The organism is Nonomuraea phyllanthi, from assembly GCF_006334985.2.
Classification (GTDB): domain Bacteria; phylum Actinomycetota; class Actinomycetes; order Streptosporangiales; family Streptosporangiaceae; genus Nonomuraea; species Nonomuraea phyllanthi.
Map to the genome: position 1 here is coordinate 1 of NZ_VDLX02000003.1, position 14,965 is coordinate 14,965.

General features: G+C 69.3%; 11 protein-coding genes and 1 pseudogene. 5 read left to right on the forward strand and 7 right to left on the reverse strand.

Features of this window, described 5'->3' with window-relative positions; translation table 11 throughout:
- The first annotated feature begins 641 nt into the window (after nucleotides 1-641).
- Nucleotides 642-1,559, forward strand: coding sequence for a 4-hydroxy-tetrahydrodipicolinate synthase (gene dapA, locus FH608_RS08980; protein ID WP_139629964.1), 918 nt, complete (start codon nucleotides 642-644; stop codon nucleotides 1,557-1,559).
- A gap of 54 nt (nucleotides 1,560-1,613) precedes the next feature.
- A complete protein-coding gene (locus FH608_RS08985; RefSeq protein ID WP_139629965.1) occupies nucleotides 1,614-3,299 on the forward strand; it encodes a ribonuclease J in 1,686 nt (561 codons plus the stop codon).
- 499 nt (nucleotides 3,300-3,798) lie between these two features.
- Here FH608_RS08985 and FH608_RS08990 read toward each other — a convergent pair whose 3' ends face one another.
- From FH608_RS08990 to FH608_RS09000, 3 genes and pseudogenes are all read right to left on the reverse strand, one after another.
- The gene (locus FH608_RS08990) at nucleotides 3,799-4,575 is read right to left on the reverse strand and encodes an ABC transporter permease (protein WP_139629966.1); all 777 of its coding nucleotides are present in this window, start codon (nucleotides 4,573-4,575) and stop codon (nucleotides 3,799-3,801) included.
- 239 nt (nucleotides 4,576-4,814) lie between these two features.
- On the reverse strand, nucleotides 4,815-5,579 hold the full coding sequence (locus FH608_RS08995) for an ABC transporter permease subunit (protein ID WP_139629967.1): 765 nt from the start codon (nucleotides 5,577-5,579) through the stop codon (nucleotides 4,815-4,817).
- Nucleotides 5,580-5,641: 62 nt separating this feature from the next.
- Nucleotides 5,642-6,295, reverse strand: a pseudogene (locus tag FH608_RS09000) (ABC transporter ATP-binding protein); the annotation flags it as partial.
- A 113-nt stretch (nucleotides 6,296-6,408) separates the two neighbouring features.
- Here FH608_RS09000 and FH608_RS09005 point away from each other — a divergent pair.
- Both FH608_RS09005 and FH608_RS09010 read left to right on the forward strand, forming a co-directional pair.
- A complete protein-coding gene (locus FH608_RS09005; RefSeq protein ID WP_226899200.1) occupies nucleotides 6,409-7,614 on the forward strand; it encodes a sensor histidine kinase in 1,206 nt (401 codons plus the stop codon).
- The gene (locus tag FH608_RS09010) at nucleotides 7,611-8,252 is read left to right on the forward strand and encodes a response regulator (protein WP_139629969.1); all 642 of its coding nucleotides are present in this window, start codon (nucleotides 7,611-7,613) and stop codon (nucleotides 8,250-8,252) included. The genes FH608_RS09005 and FH608_RS09010 overlap by 4 nt, the downstream gene beginning before the upstream one ends.
- A 276-nt stretch (nucleotides 8,253-8,528) precedes the next feature.
- Here the strand turns inward: FH608_RS09010 and FH608_RS09020 are convergent, their stop codons facing one another.
- The gene (locus FH608_RS09020) at nucleotides 8,529-9,665 is read right to left on the reverse strand and encodes a hypothetical protein (protein WP_226899201.1); all 1,137 of its coding nucleotides are present in this window, start codon (nucleotides 9,663-9,665) and stop codon (nucleotides 8,529-8,531) included.
- Nucleotides 9,662-10,918: a glucarate dehydratase family protein gene (locus tag FH608_RS09025; RefSeq protein WP_139629971.1), complete on the reverse strand. Its 1,257-nt coding sequence runs from the start codon at nucleotides 10,916-10,918 to the stop codon at nucleotides 9,662-9,664. The genes FH608_RS09020 and FH608_RS09025 overlap by 4 nt, the downstream gene beginning before the upstream one ends.
- Nucleotides 10,919-11,022: 104 nt before the next feature.
- Between FH608_RS09025 and FH608_RS09030 the strand changes: the two genes are divergently transcribed.
- Nucleotides 11,023-12,492, forward strand: a complete 1,470-nt coding sequence (locus FH608_RS09030; RefSeq protein WP_139629972.1) for an aldehyde dehydrogenase (NADP(+)) — start codon at nucleotides 11,023-11,025, stop codon at nucleotides 12,490-12,492.
- Between the two features lie 353 nt (nucleotides 12,493-12,845).
- Here FH608_RS09030 and FH608_RS09035 read toward each other — a convergent pair whose 3' ends face one another.
- The gene (locus FH608_RS09035) at nucleotides 12,846-13,751 is read right to left on the reverse strand and encodes a 5-dehydro-4-deoxyglucarate dehydratase (protein WP_139629973.1); all 906 of its coding nucleotides are present in this window, start codon (nucleotides 13,749-13,751) and stop codon (nucleotides 12,846-12,848) included.
- A 395-nt stretch (nucleotides 13,752-14,146) separates the two neighbouring features.
- A complete protein-coding gene (locus FH608_RS09040) occupies nucleotides 14,147-14,908 on the reverse strand; it encodes an IclR family transcriptional regulator (protein WP_139629974.1) in 762 nt (253 codons plus the stop codon).
- Nucleotides 14,909-14,965: the final 57 nt, after the last annotated feature.

A 14,965-nucleotide genomic window follows, 5' to 3' on the forward strand; every position in this document is an offset into this window, starting at 1 on the left:
CATCGCCTGGTTCTCCTTCGAATCTTGATCTTGCTACTCGAAGGATCACGCGATGGCCGTCTTCATTTCACGACGCCACGCCTGTGACCAGGCCAAGCTCGTACACCACTTCCGTGGACGCAACCCATATTGGATGCTGGGGTGCCGGGAAGTCGTCCTGGGCAGCCCCTCGGCGTCCGGGGGCATCGGTCGTCGTACGGTCGCCCAGCGCCAGTCGACGCGAGGTTGTCGGACGTCGAGATCATGTGGGCGTGCGGGGTACAAGCCAGTTTGGCCGGCCGTCGAGTGCTGCACGGGCGAGCAGCGGGTGTGAAGCGGAGAGCGTTCGTCCCTTGAGTCGCCCGTGGTGCGACGCCGGTGGTGAGGATGGCCGGCCGGCCTGGTGGCAAAGGCGTCGCGCGTCCCCGGCTCTGGCGGCAGGGGCTGCGCCGTGGCCCGAGTTCGGGGTCCTGGCGCGGACGGGAGCGAGCTGGAGGAAGCTCCGCCTGGCGGACCGATGGAATGCGGAGCGTGGGTGAGAGGGTTGTCCTCTTGGGGGAAGCCTGTGAGATGCCCGTGAAATCGGGCAAAAAGCACCTCCGGGCAGGCGAAGCGGGGTGGCGGCGTCCAAGAGATTTCTGAATCCAGGTAGCGTTCGCACTATGGCATCGCCAACTGGAACCACAGACGCGCCCTTCGGCCGCATGCTGACCGCGATGGTCACGCCGTTCACCTCCGATGGTGAGGTCGATTATGTGGCCGTGCGACGTGTTGCCGAGTATCTGGTGGACGAGCAGCACAACGATGGTTTGATCGTCAATGGGACGACAGGTGAGTCGCCCACGACCACGGACGAGGAGAAGAAGCGCATCGTCAGCACCGTCCTTGACACGGTCGGCGATCGCGCGACCGTGGTGGCGGGCGCGGGCACCAACGACACGCGCCACAGTGTCGAGCTCGCGAAGCAGGCGGCGGCTGCCGGCGCGCACGGCCTCCTGGTGGTGACGCCCTATTACAGCAAGCCCCCGCAGGAGGGGCTGTATCAGCACTTCACCGCCGTCGCCGACGCGACAGGGCTTCCGGTGATGCTGTACGACATTCCGGGACGCAGTGGCGTACCGATCAAGACCGAGACTTTGATCCGGCTGGCGCAGCACGAACGTATCGTGGCTGTCAAGGACGCCAAGGGCGATCTGTTCGCCGCCAGCCAGGTGATGGACGCGACCGATCTCGCCTTCTACTCCGGCGACGACCTGCTCAACCTGGCCTGGCTCTCCCTCGGGGCGGCCGGGTTCGTCAGCGTGGTCGGACATGTGGTGGGCGCCAAGCTGGCGCGCATGATCAAGCTCCACAAGGGCGGCGATGTCGCCCAGGCCATGGCCATCCACAGCGAGGTGGCCCCCGTGGTGGACGGGATCATGCTGCGCGCCGGTGGCGCGATCATGGCGAAGGCGGCGCTGAGCCTGGTGGGGGTGCCGGTGGGGCCGGTACGGCTGCCGCTCGTGGACGCGACAGAAAAGCAGATCGCCGAGCTGCGTGCTTGCCTGGTAGCCGGCGGGGTGAAGTTGACAGACGCATAGGAACGGGGAGGAACCGGGAGTTTTGAGAACACGATCTGACCGTGGGGGCCAGGCATGAGCCATCCGCATCCTGAGCTTGGCCCGCCGCCGCCGCTGCCTGATGGCGGCCTGCGCATCGTAGCGCTCGGCGGATTGGGAGAGATCGGCAGAAACATGGCCGTCTTCGAATACGACGGTCGCCTGCTGGTGGTCGACTGCGGGGTGTTGTTCCCCGAGCCCGATCAGCCAGGTGTCGATCTCATCCTGCCTGACTTCGAATACATCAGGAACCGGCTCGACGACGTCGAAGCCGTCGTGCTGACGCACGCCCACGAAGACCACATCGGGGCCGTGCCCTACCTGCTGCGCGAGCGGCGCGGCATCCCGCTCATCGGATCCAGGCTCACGCTTGCGCTGATCGAGGCCAAGCTCACCGAGCACAGGATCCAACCGACCAAGGTCGAAGTCATCGAGGGCGAACGACGCACCTTCGGCCCGTTCGACTGCGAGTTCCTCGCGGTCAACCACTCGATCCCCGACGCGCTGGCCGTCGCCATCAGGACGCCCGCGGGCATTGTCCTGCACACCGGCGACTTCCGCATGGACCAGCTGCCGAGCGACGGACGCCTCACCGATCTCGGCGGCTTCGCCAGGCTCGGCACCGAGGGCGTCGACCTGCTGATGTCCGACTCGACCAACGCCGAGGTGCCGGGATTCGTCACCAGCGAGCGCGAGATCGGGCCGGTCATCGACGAGGTGATCCGCACCTCCGAGCAGCGGGTCATCGTGGCCAGCTTCGCCTCGCACGTACACCGCATCCAGCAGGTGATGGACGCCGCCGCCAAGCACGGTCGCAAGGTCGCGCTGGTGGGCCGGTCCATGGTGCGCAACATGGGTGTGGCCCGGGACCTGGGGTATCTCAAGGTGCCGCCGGAGCTGATCGTCGACTCGCGCGACATCGAGGAGTGGCCGCCGGAGGACGTGGTGCTGATCTGCACCGGCTCCCAGGGCGAGCCCATGGCGGCGCTGTCGAGGATGGCCAATCGCGATCACCCCATCCGCATCGCCGAGGGCGACACGGTGCTCCTGGCCTCGTCGCTGGTGCCCGGCAACGAGACCGCGGTCAACAAGGTGATCAACGGGCTGACCAGGTGGGGCGCCCGCGTTGTGCACAAGGGCAACGCCAAGGTGCACGTCTCGGGCCACGCTGCCGCCGGCGAGCTCCTGTACGTGCTGAACCTGACCCGCCCGTCCAACTTCATGCCCGTACACGGCGAATGGCGCCACTTGCGGGCGCACGCCAAGCTGGCGGCCCTCACGGGGGTGCCCGAGGACCACATCGTGATCGCCGAGGACGGCGTCGTGGTGGACCTGGTCGACGGCCGTGCCAAGATCGCCGGTGCGGTGCATGCCGGGTACGTCTACGTCGACGGCTCGTCGGTCGGCGAGATCACGGACACCTCGTTGAAGGACCGCAGGATCCTCGGCGACGAGGGGTTCATCTCCGTGGTCGTGGTGGTCGACTCCAATACGGGCAAGCTCACCGCGGGCCCCGAGATCCATGCGCGGGGTTCCGGCATCGATCCCATCCAGTTCGACGAGTTCATCCCGCAGATCGAGCGTGCCCTCGAGGAGAAGGCCGCCGATGGGGTGGTCGACATGCAGGAGATCCGCCGCGTGGTCCGCCGGACCGTGGGGCGCTGGGTCAGCGACACCTACCGTCGTCGGCCCATGATCATCCCGGTCGTGCTGGAGGTCTGAGCCTCCTGGTGGTACGGCAGGCGTCCCCGTCTGCCGTACCGTTGGCCGGCCGCGCGTGCGCCGGATGCGCTTCAGTTTTTGTGGCGGGTGTGCTGAGCGAGTGGCGGGTGGAGCGTCCGACGGCGTTCCACCTTGAAGGGCGATCAGGCGTGAGCGTTCCGTCTGGCCGTTGGGGGCGGGCAGGTCACGTAGCCGTGTGAGACGGCTCCTCTCGTGTGGCCGCATCAGGCCCTCCTTCTCGCCCGGCTGTGTCAGGCGGCGCATGCCGCCGGAGCAGGTCACACAACACACAGAGGTGGCCCTCTCACGCAGCCCCGTCAGGCGGGCGGTTCCTGCTGCGCAGCTCTGTCAGGCGGTTCTCCTGCTGCGTGGCCATGTCAGGTTTTGCTGCGTGGCCATGTCAGCACGTCGCCGTCGCCCACGCGGGTCTCCAGGGTCGCCGCCTCCCAGGCGCTTCTTCTCGCGTAGTCCTGGCGGGTGGCACTCCCGCGTACTCATGTCAGACGTCCCTCCGGCGTAGCAGCCATGCGGCGACCAGCAGCGGAAGCGCCGCGTAGGCGACCAGAACCGCGGCCGCGGCCACGGGTGGCAGGAGCGAGCCGTACACCGAGTTGGCGTTGCCGTCGCCGGTGATCTGGCGGGGGAGGGCCGCGATCATCAGCGACCCGAGACGCTCGCTCCAGGGCTCAGGGATGTTGCCGATGATGATGGGGATCACGTAGACGAGCCCGACCGTGATCGAGATCGCCGCGGGTGTGGAGCGCAGGAGCGCGCCCAGTCCGAGGCCGAGGAGGGCGAAGACCGGCACGGTGAGGCTGACGGTGGCCAGGACGGGCAGCCGGTCCAGGAACGCGACGGTGTACGCGCCCGAGAAGCGGTCTCCCAGTACCCATCGAGAGAGGAAGTACGTACCGAACACCACCGTTGGGCCGATGACTAGGGCCGCCGCGACCACGACCGCGGCCTTGGCGCCGAGCAGCGGCCAGCGACGGGGGACGATGGTCAGACTTGTTCTGATCAGGCCGGTGACGTATTCGGAGGTCATGGCGAGCGTGCCCAGAATGCCCATGCACAGCTGGGGCACGATGACCACCACTTCCTCCAGGTCCGAGATGCGCGCGCTGGGCCGCCTGTCGACGGGGGCGCTGTCGTACATGCCGGCGGCCATGACGGCGAGGCCGAAGCCCAGGAGGACGGCGCTCAGGCTGAGGCCGATGATGAGACTCGTCGAGCGGATCGAGCGGATCTTCAGCCATTCCGAGGTGAGAACGCTCATCAGATGTCTTGGGCCATAGCTCGGGTCCGTCTTGGCCCGAGGAGCCCTTTCTCCTTACGTGTAGTGGCCGTACGTGTAGTGGCCATTTCCGTGCTCTCTGGAGCGGGTGGTATGGCCGATGCTGAGTGCTGGTGTTCAGCGGAGCTGAGGGGTGGCGGGGCTCTGTTGCTTCTTTCGTGGGTGGCGGCTTGGTGTCGCCGGTGGTCTTGGCGTGGGAAGCGGTTCTTGGAGGCGGCTGGTCATGCGTCTCTGCGTTTGAGCAGGACGTAGCCGACGGCGAGGGCGATGACGGGGTAGGCGCAGAGGACGGCGAGCGCGGCCCATGGGGGAAGGAAGCCGTCGCCGAGCCGGGACGAGAGCCGAGCGCCCACGATCTGAGGGACGATATTGGGCAGGAGGAGCGTGGCCACGCGGGTGTTCCACGGCGAGGGCAGGTAGTTGGCGATGCCTGGCAGCACGAACAGCAGTGCCACGACCGAGACGATGCCTCCTGCCGTTGAGCGGATGGCGGTGCCGAGGCCGAGACCGACCAGCGCGAGTGCGGTCGCCGAGAGGCTGGAGGCCAGCAGCGACGGGAGGTCGTCGGCTAACGGGGTGGTGTTGAACCCCAGGTTGTGGCCGCTTGCCAGCAGGCGGCTCACCGAATAGGTGAGCAGGAGGATCGTGGTGGCAGCCGTGAACGTGGTCAGCCCGACGATCCCGGCCTTGGCCAGGAGTAACGTGCCGCGTCGGGGGACGGCGGCCAGGCTGGGGCGGATCGTGCCCGTGGCGTACTCGGACGTGACCGCGAGCACTCCGAGCACCGCGAGGCTGATCTGGACGAGTGGGAGGAAGCCCTGCTCGGGGGCGGCGGCGCGGAGCGATCCCCGCTCGTCGGCCAGGGCGCTCACGTAGAGGGTCCATCCGACGCCGAGCAGCACCGTCAGGGCCGCCGTGCCCAGCGTGTGATAGGTGGAGGCCACCGAACGCAGCTTGAGCCATTCGGAGGAGACGGCGGCCTTCATCGCGCCGCTCCGTACTGCACGCTGCCGGCCGTAAGGGCCATGTAGGCGTCTTCGAGGGACGGATAGCGGGAGGTCAGCTCGGCTACGGTGGCCTCGGCGATCAGCCGGCCGCGGCCGACGATGAGGATGCGCTCGGCGGTGAGGGCCATCTCGCTCATCAGGTGGCTGGAAAGCAGGACCGTGCGGCCTTCGGCGGCCAGCGAGCGCATGAGGTCGCGGATCCAGCGCACGCCGTCGGGGTCGAGGCCGTTCACCGGCTCGTCGAACATCAACACCCCTGGATCCCCGAGCAGCGCCGACGCTATGCCGAGCCGCTGTTTCATGCCGAGCGAGAATCCGCCCACCCGTTTGCGCGCCACGCCTGCGAGCCCCACCTGGGCCAGCACCTCGGCCACGCGCGCGGCGCCGATGTCGTTGGTGAGGGCCAGGGAGAGCAGGTGGTTGTAGGCGCTGCGGCCGCCGTGGACGGCGCTCGCGTCCAGGAGCGCGCCGACCTCGCGCATGGGCCTGCGCAGCGACGTGTATGCGCGCCCGTTGACCAGCGCCCGGCCGGAGGTCGGGGCGTCGAGGCCGAGGATCAGGCGCATCGTGGTCGACTTGCCTGCTCCGTTGGGCCCGAGGAAGCCGGTCACATGGCCGGGCTCGACCTTGAACGACAGGTCGTCCACGGCGAGCGTGCCGCCGTAGCGCTTCGTGAGATGCTGGAGTTCGATCACGCCGTAAAGGATGCGGGACGGTGGGCCGCGGGCGCGTCGGACCACGGTTCGAATCTCAAGGTCAGACCCTGGGTTGACGTGCGGCGGCGGCCGCAGCGGCTACGGTTCAACGCGTGGACGACACCCATCCCTTCTTCGCCAGGCGACTGAGCCGGCAGCAGCTCGTCATGCTCGATCTGGTGGCGGGCGTGTGCTTCGCGTTCACGGCGTTCACCACGGCGGTCAACGCCGTCGAGCTGCCGCCGTGGGTGAGGATCGCCATCCCGTTCGGGCTGGGGCTGCTGGTGGGGCTGCGAAGGCTGTGGCCGTTGCCGGTCTTCTGCCTCACGCTGGCGCTGGCCGTGGTAGCCACGCACATCGACGCGGTCCCGTTCGCCTACGTGGCGCCCGCTTACGTGCTTTACGTGGTCGCCCTGTCCGACAGGCTCGGGGCCGCGGTCCCGACGTCAGCCATCGGGATGCTGAGCCTCGTCACGGTGGTCGGCCTCGCCGTGGCCGGGGTGCCGCAGGGCAGCGCGCCGATGTGGGTGCTCGACCTGGACCGGCCCCTCATAGGCATCGCGGCGCTGGGCGGTGCCTGGACGGTCGGCCGGGCTGTGCACGAGCGCCGGCTTTACGCGGCACGTGACGCGGAGCGGCTGGCGGCGCAGGCGGTGACGGAGGAGAGGTTAAGGATCGCTCGCGAGTTGCACGACGTGGTCACGCACAGCGTCGGGCTGATCGCGGTCAAGGCCGGGGTGGCCAACCACGTCCTTGCGACCAGGCCGGACGAGGCGCACGACGCTCTTCGTGTGATCGAGACGGCGAGCAGGAGCGCGCTGGTCGAAATGCGCCATCTGCTCGGTGTACTGAGGTCCACGTCCGAGCCCGACCTCGTCCCGACGCCGGGATTGCGAGGGATCTACGGGCTCGCGGACCAGGCTCGGCTGGCAGGGGTCGAGGTCGAGCTGGACGTGCAGGTCGGCGATGTCGGCGACGTCGATGACGGCTCGGAGGCGCAGGGCGGCAAGCGAGGGCGGTTGCCCGATGGCGTGGGTCTTTCGATCTATCGCATCGTGCAGGAGGCGCTCACCAATGTCGTCAAGCATGCCGCTCCGGCTCGCTGCCGGGTGTCCGTGGTCGCCGACGGCACAGATGCTCGGATCGAAGTGGTGGACGACGGGCCAGGAAGGCGTACGTTGCCGTCCGTGGGCACCGGGCATGGCCTGATCGGGATGCGGGAGCGGGTCGCGATGTACGGCGGCGTGTTCGAAGCAGGGAGGCTTCCCGAGGGCGGGTTCCGGGTGCGCGCCCGGCTGCCTTACGAGGCGGCCCCGTGATCCGCGTGGTCATCGCCGACGATCAGGCGCTGCTCAGGGGGAGTTTCCGGGTGCTGGTCGACTCGGAGCCCGATCTGACCGTCGTGGGGGAGGCGGCTACGGGAGTCGAGGCCGTTGCGGTGGCGTTGGAGCAGCGGGCGGATGTGGTGCTCATGGACGTACGGATGCCAGAAATGGATGGGATTGAGGCTACTCGAAGGATCAAGGATGTTTCGCGGGTTCTTGTGGTGACGATGTTTGACCTGGATGCCTATGTCTACGACGCGCTCCGGGCGGGGGCCAGCGGGTTCCTGTTGAAGGACACGCCACCGGCCGACCTGCTCACCGCCATCCGGGTGGTGGCGAGTGGGGAGGCGCTGCTGGCACCCACGGTCACCCGCAGGTTGATCGAGGAGTTCACGCGGACGCCTGTCCTGCCTCGGGTCAAGGGGCTGGAGGGGGTCACGGAGCGGGAGCGCGAGGTGCTGGTGCTGATCGCGCGTGGGTTGTCCAACGGGGAGATCGCGGAGCATCTGCAGGTGACCTTGGCGACGGTGAAGACCCATATCACCCGGTTGCTGGCCAAGCTGGAGGCCCGGGACCGGGCGCAGCTCGTGATCGCGGCGTACGAGAGCGGGCTGGTCTCTGCCGCGAGCTGATTGCTGATCCCGATCCTGATCCTGACTTCGATCCTGCTGGTTGAGCACCGGCCAGCGATCTGGAGCCGGCGATGGTCGAGGGCCGGGAGGCCGAGGCGGGCGGCGTAGTGGGGGCGGGCGGCGTAGTGGGGAGGGGGAGCGCCTCAGGCAGGCGGCTTCGCCTTCACCATCTCGCAGGTCCGGCCAGCACCGTCACAGGATCCGTATCGCCTGGGCACCATCTCGGACAGTCGCCCGCCTCCACACAACGTGCTGTGGAGGCGGGGATGCGGGATGTCAGGCGTGCTGGCGTAGGGCTTCGGAGAGGGCCGTCAGACGTTGAGGGGAGGCCAGACCGGCGTGGTACAGGTGGAATTCCGATGCTCCTGCCTTGGCGTACGTGCTGAGCTGATCTGCCAGCACGGCGGCGTCGGCGGGGCGAGGTGGCAGGGCGAGGACATAGGCGCCTATGCGCTGGCCCGGAGTGGAGAGGTCCTTGAGATGGGCCAGGCGGGTGGCGTCCGTGGCCGGGTCGCCCCAGCAGTTGGCGACCAGGACGTCCGCTTCCGGTTCTCCCGAGGGGAGTGGGGCGAAGGCGCCCGCCGCCCAGGGGTCCGGGTTGGCGTGCAGGGTGATGGGGAGGTCGGAGGTGATTCCTCTGGTGATGGCGATCAGGCGGCGGCGCAGGGAGGTGGAGAGCTGGACGCGGACGGCGCGCACCTCGTCGGCCAGTTCGCCGAGGGCTTGGTCGATGGTGACGGCACCGCTGTCCCCGTCTATGGCGGCGCGGACCGTGGCCCTGGTGGTGGGCGGGTAGCGGTCGGCGCAGGACGAGCAGAAGCACAGGGAGAGCAGGTCGGCGTCGGCGGGAGTCCAGTCGGCGCCGGAGGTCTTCTCGTGCACGCTCTGGTGGCCGAAGCCCATGGGGCCGCACGCCTCGAGGATGAGGCCGTCCGGCTCGCCCACCGTGAGGATCTCCCGGACGAGGCGCTCGCAGTACTCGATGACGTCCTCGTGCGCCGGGCACAGCGCGTACGGGTACGGGTCGCCGAAGGCGTTGCGGACGACGAGGTCGGGATTCGCGGCGCCCAGGTGGGAGTTGTGCGTCAGGACGGTCCAGGCGTGCACCTGGAGGCCCGCCGCCTTCAGGGCGTCACTGGCCTGCAGGTACGCGTCCTCCGGGGTCCAGGTCGGCGCCGCCGGGACCAGCCGGGACCAGGCCGACGGGCGGACCGGGAGGTAGAAGGCGGGGTGGGGGACGTCGAGTACGCGGTGGGAAGGGTGGTAGGGCGTGGCGGCTCTCGTGGAGTGGTAGCTCGCCGCCAGCGCCACCGCCTGCACGCCCAGGCCGGCCAGGCGGTCAGGGGCCGAGGGGTCGCCGACCACGTCCCAGGGGTAGACGTAGGCCACGTTCACCGGTGTGGGCTGCTTCACCAGCGTGGTCTCCTTGCGGAAAAGGTGGGTTCGAAGCGTTGCATGTAACTCGTGTCATCGCGGGCGGAGATGCCGCATTTCTCGTACTGCTCGTGCATGACGGCCAGCGCGTCGCGGTCGAGTTCGACGCCGAGTCCGGGGCCGGTGGGCACCGGCACGGCGCCGTCCGCGAAGCGCAGGGCGCCCGGCGCGACCACGTCCTGGCCGTCCTGCCAGGGCGTGTGCGTGTCGCAGGCGAACGTGAGGTTCGGGGTGGCGGCCGCCAGATGGGTCATGGCGGCCAGGCTGATCCCGAGGTGGGAGTTGGAGTGCATGGACAGCGCCAGGCCGAACGTGTCGCACAGGGTGGCGACGTGCGCGGAACGTACGAGTCCGCCCCAGTAGTGGTGGTCCAGGAGGAGCACGCCGATCGCGCGGGAGGCGACGGCGGGAGGAAGGTGTTCGTGCGTGACCACGCACATGTTCGTGGCGAGCGGCATAGGGACGGCGGCGGCCACTTCCGCCATTCCGGGAATGCCGGGTGTGGGGTCCTCCAGATACTGGAGAGTGCCTTCCAGCTCCCGGCCCACGCGGATCGAGGTCTCGACCGTCCAGGCGGCGTTTGGGTCGAGGCGGAGGGGGACGCCGGGGAACGCCTCGTGGAGCGCGCGGATCGCGGCTATTTCCTGGTCCGGGGGGAAGACGCCGCCTTTGAGCTTGATGGACTGGAAGCCGTACTCCTTGATGAGGAGAGCCGCTTGCTCGACGATGCCCGCTTCGTCCAGGGCCGTGCCGAACCGGTCGGCGTCCTCGCTGGGGTGGCCGGCCCATTTGTAGAAGAGATAGGCGCTGTACGGCACCGCGTCCCTGACGCGCCCGCCGAGCAGTTCCGCTACGGGCACTCCGGCCGCCTTGCCGCGAATGTCCAGGCAGGCCACCTCAAAGGGGGAGAAGATCCGGTCGATGCTCTTCTCCTTGGTGGTGGCGCCGGTCAGCCCGTGCCGGTCCGTCACCGTTTCGCCGATGGTCGCGCTGATCCGGGCGTACATCGTGTTCGTGGCGTGCACGTCGAGCCCGATCAGAGCCTGCGCGCATTCGCGTACCTTGCCCAGATGCGCGAGGTCTCCGTACGTCTCGCCCAACCCCGTCAGACCCTCGTCCGTGACGACCTCGACAATGGTACGGAGCGCCCACGGCTCGTGGACTCCGGCGGCGTTCAGAAGGGGCGGATCCCGGAAGGCGACAGGTGTGACGTGGATCTGCCTGATGATCATTTAGCCCGCCGTCCAGATATGTGAACAATAGCCAGATTTGTGGACAAGTTGCCGCAACTGTAAGAATCAAGCTGAAGAAGTGTCAAGCTCGGAAGGGCCTTTCGATGATCTACGGACACGACCCCAGGACCGGCGAGACCATTGGCGCCGCGTTCCCCGAGACCGACAGCGCCGGGGTCGACTCGATCGTTTCCGCCGCGGCCGCCGCCGGTACGACCTGGCGGGCGACCCCGGCGGCTGAGCGCGCGAACGCGCTGGAGGCCGTCGCCGACGCGCTCGCCGCGCACGTGGACGAGCTCTGGCAGCTCGCCGACCAGGAGACCGCGCTCGGCGAGGTACGGCTGCGCGGCGAGGTCGCGCGTACGGCGGGGCAGTTCCGGCTCTTCGCCCAGGTCCTCAGGGACGGCGGTTACGTCGAGGCGATCATCGATCATGCCGACCCCTCGCTCGCGCCGCCCCGCCCGGACGTGCGCCGGATGAAGCGGCCCCTGGCGGGTGTCGTCGCCGTCTTCGCGGCCAGCAACTTCCCGTTCGCGTTCTCGGTGGCCGGCGGTGACACGGCCTCCGCGCTGGCCGCCGGTTGCCCGGTGGTCGTCAAGGCGCACCCCGGTCACCCGGGCACCTCCGAGCGGGTGGCGAAGATCGTCCGCGAGGCGCTCCCGTCCCCTGACCTGCTGGGTCTGGTGCAGGGCATGCAGGCCGGCGCCGACCTCGTGCAGCACCCCGGGGTGGTCGCGGCCGGGTTCACCGGGTCCGTGGCCGGGGGCAAGGCGATCCAGCGGCTGATCGACGAGCGGGAGGTGCCGATCCCGTTCTACGGTGAGCTGGGCAGCGTCAACCCCGTCGTCGTGCTGCCGTCCGCGCCGGTCAAGGAGGTGGCGGCGGGCTTCGCCGGGTCGCTGACGTTGGGGGTCGGGCAGTTCTGCACGAACCCCGGGCTCATGTTCGTGCCCGAGGGCGACGAGCTGCGCGACGCCATCGTGGAGGCCGTCGAGGGGACGAGTGGCGGCCCCATGCTGGCCGAGCGGATCCGGGACGGCTACCTCGGCGGTGTCGAGCGGCTGGGCGAGCTGCGCCTGCTGGCCGAGGGCAAGCCGGGCGAGGGGAGCTGGGCGGTCACACCCAAGGTGTTCACCACCGACGTCAGCACGTTCGAGGAGAAGCTGCCGCGTGTCGCCGAAGAGTGCTTCGGGCCCGCGTCGATCGTGGTCACCTACCGGGACGTCGCTGAGCTGCGGTCTGTGCTCGAGCGGCTGGAAGGGTCGCTGACCGCTACCGTGCACAGCACCGACCCGGATGAGGCCGGCGAGGTCACCGAGGTGCTGGGGCGCAAGGCCGGGCGGCTCATCTGGAACGGGTGGCCGACCGGGGTGGCGGTGTGCTGGGCGATGCATCACGGTGGCCCTTGGCCTTCCGCGACGACGAGCTACACGTCGGTCGGGGCCACGGCGATCGATCGGTGGCTGGCGCCGACGGCGTACCAGGACTGGCCTGAGTCGCTGCTGCCGGAGGAGCTGAAGGACGCCAACCCGCTGTCCATTCCGCGCAGGGTGGACGGTCGTCTGCAGGCGTGACCGGCCGACCTTGGGTCTGGCCTGATGTCTGAGGGTTGAGGCCTGCGGGCTGAGGGTCTGGCCTGAGGTTGAGCTCGGGGAGGCTGGGGTTGAGCCCCGCAGGTCGAAGGTGGGGCCCGAGGGCTGGGGTCTGCGGGGCGGAGGTTCTGGCGCTCAGGCCTGAGGCTGAGGCCTGAGGCTGAGGGCTGCGGGCTGAGGGCTGAGGGCTGAGGGCTGAGAGTGGATGGTGGCCCGCGGGGTCTGCCCGCGGGTTGTCGGTGGATGTTGGGTGGCGGGCTGAGGTTGTGGGGCCCTGGGGTGAAGGTGGATGGGGCCTGGGGATGTTGGTGATGGTGGCCGGGGGAGTTGTGGGGTCAGGCGCCGGCTATGTCCAGGCCCTGCGCGATGATCCGCTCCAGCGCCGCCACGTGCTCGGGCGACGGGTCCACCAGTGGTGCCCGTACGCCTCCCACCTCCAGCCCTCGCGCCCGCACCCCCGCCTTGACCAGCGAGACCGCGTATCCCGGCACGCGGTCCCGCAGCTCCACCAGCGGCAGGTAGAAGTCGGTCAGCAGCCGCTGGGCCAGCACCTCGTCCCCGCCCGTCACCGCCTTGTAGAACGCCAGCGAGATCTGCGGCGCGAACGCGAACACGGCGCTCGAGTAGAGGTTCACCCCGAGCCCCCGGTACGCGGGCACGGTCAGTTCGGCGGTCGGCAGGCCGTTGAAGAAGGTGAACTCCTTGCCGGTCGCCGCCCGCACGGTCAGGATGATCCGCTGCAACAGGTCGAAGTCGCCCAGCCCATCCTTGAAGCCGACGATGTTGGGCATCTCGATCAGCTCGGCGACGGCGGCGGGGGTGAAGCGGGCGGTGCCGCGCTGGTAGATGATGACGGGCAGGTCGACGGTGGCGGCCACCTCGCGTACGTACCGGACGAGGCCCGTGGGAGGGCCGCTGACCAGGTAGGGAGGCATGAGCAGCAGCCCGTCGGCGCCCTGCTCGGCGGCGGCACGCGCGATGGCCTTGGCGGCGGGCAGTGGGCCGCCGGCGCCCGCGAAGACGGGGACGCGGCCGGCGGTGGCCGAGACCGCGGTGGACACCACGCGGGAGTGCTCGTCGAGGTCGAGGGCGCTGAACTCGCCGGTGCCGCAGGCGGCGAACACTCCTCCCGCCCCCGCCGCGACCCCGTCGGCGACGTGCCGGGCCAGCACGGGCTCGGCGAGGCCGCCGTCCGGCCCGAAGGGGGTCACCGGGAAGAAGAGAACACCATCCAGCCGCATCGACGATCCTTCCTGTCTGGCGGGTGGCTTCCCGCGGGAGATTGGTCGTACCTGGGTACCTGGCGGGTGCCCTCCCGCCGGCTGCCATTCAGCGCGTGCTCTCCGCACGTGGAGAGGCGGTCCCTTTTTGGTGCGTGTCCTCCTCACGTGGGGAAGGCGGCTCCTGCTGCTAGCGGATGCCCCCTGCGCGGAGAGGTGGTTCCCTCGGGGGCGCGCCTTCCCCGCGTGGAAAGGTCGGTCTCTTCTCGTGCGTGCCTTCCTCGCGTAGAGGGGTGGTCTCTTCTCGTGCGTGCCTTCCCCGCGCGGAGAAGCGGCTCCTTCTGGTGCGTGGCCCCCCGCGCGGAGAAGCGGCTCCTTCTGAAGCGTGCCCTCCCCGTACGGAGAGGTGGTTCCTGCTAGCGGATGCCCTCCCTGCGGAGGGTCGCCGCGAGCTTGCGGGTGTGCTTGATCACGGCCTCGATGATCCGTTCGATCTCGGAGGGCGCGAGCATCGTGGGCATCGAGCAGCTGATCGCGTCCGTGGCCGGGATGCGGTAGTCGACCGCCACCGCCACGCACGCCACCCCGCGCGTCCCCTGCTCGCGTTCGTACGCCCACCCCCGGGTGCGGACCTGGTCGAGCTCGCCGGTCAGCTTGGCCAGGTCGGTGATCGTGTGCTCGGTCAGCCCCTGCAGCGGCTCGGGCAGCAGCGCGATCACCTCGTCGTCGGTGAGCTGGGCGAGCAGCACCTGCCCCAGCGCCGTGACGTGGGCGGGCAGGCGGCGGCCGACCCTGGGGATGACGTGGTCGGCCTCGCGCGAGTCGCGGGTGGCCAGGTAGAGCACGTGCGCGCCGTCCCGGCGGGCAAAGTGGGAGGTCTGCCCGATCTCTGCCCGCAGGTCCTCCAGGGTCTCCTGGGCGAACGGCAGTGCCGGGTCCTTGTCGAGGTACGCGGTGCCGGTCAGCAGCGCGTGCGGCCCGATGCCGAACGCCGACCTGGCCGAGTCCGTCTCCACCCAGTTGAGCTCGACCAGCGTGCGCATGAGGGCGTGCAGGCTGCTCCGGGGGAATCCGGTGCGCTGCTGGAGCTCCGACAGCGTCAGGCTGTTCTGCGACTCGGCCAGGGCCTCCAGGATGCGTACCGTCCGCTCGGCGGACTTGACCAGCTGCGGCTCCATACTCGTCCCATCTCGACTGCGGCTTCGGACATCCAGAATATGGGATAGCGTCCAGAT

Excerpts from the sequence above, each read along its gene's own strand:
- dapA (WP_139629964.1), top strand. The coding sequence starts at position 642 with ATGGCATCGCCAACTGGAACCACAGACGCGCCCTTCGGCCGCATGCTG.
- FH608_RS08985 (WP_139629965.1), top strand. The coding sequence starts at position 1,614 with ATGAGCCATCCGCATCCTGAGCTTGGCCCGCCGCCGCCGCTGCCTGAT.
- FH608_RS08990 (WP_139629966.1), bottom strand. The coding sequence starts at position 4,575 with ATGAGCGTTCTCACCTCGGAATGGCTGAAGATCCGCTCGATCCGCTCG.
- FH608_RS08995 (WP_139629967.1), bottom strand. The coding sequence starts at position 5,579 with ATGAAGGCCGCCGTCTCCTCCGAATGGCTCAAGCTGCGTTCGGTGGCC.
- FH608_RS09025 (WP_139629971.1), bottom strand. The coding sequence starts at position 10,918 with ATGATCATCAGGCAGATCCACGTCACACCTGTCGCCTTCCGGGATCCG.
- FH608_RS09030 (WP_139629972.1), top strand. The coding sequence starts at position 11,023 with ATGATCTACGGACACGACCCCAGGACCGGCGAGACCATTGGCGCCGCG.
- FH608_RS09035 (WP_139629973.1), bottom strand. The coding sequence starts at position 13,751 with ATGCGGCTGGATGGTGTTCTCTTCTTCCCGGTGACCCCCTTCGGGCCG.
- FH608_RS09040 (WP_139629974.1), bottom strand. The coding sequence starts at position 14,908 with ATGGAGCCGCAGCTGGTCAAGTCCGCCGAGCGGACGGTACGCATCCTG.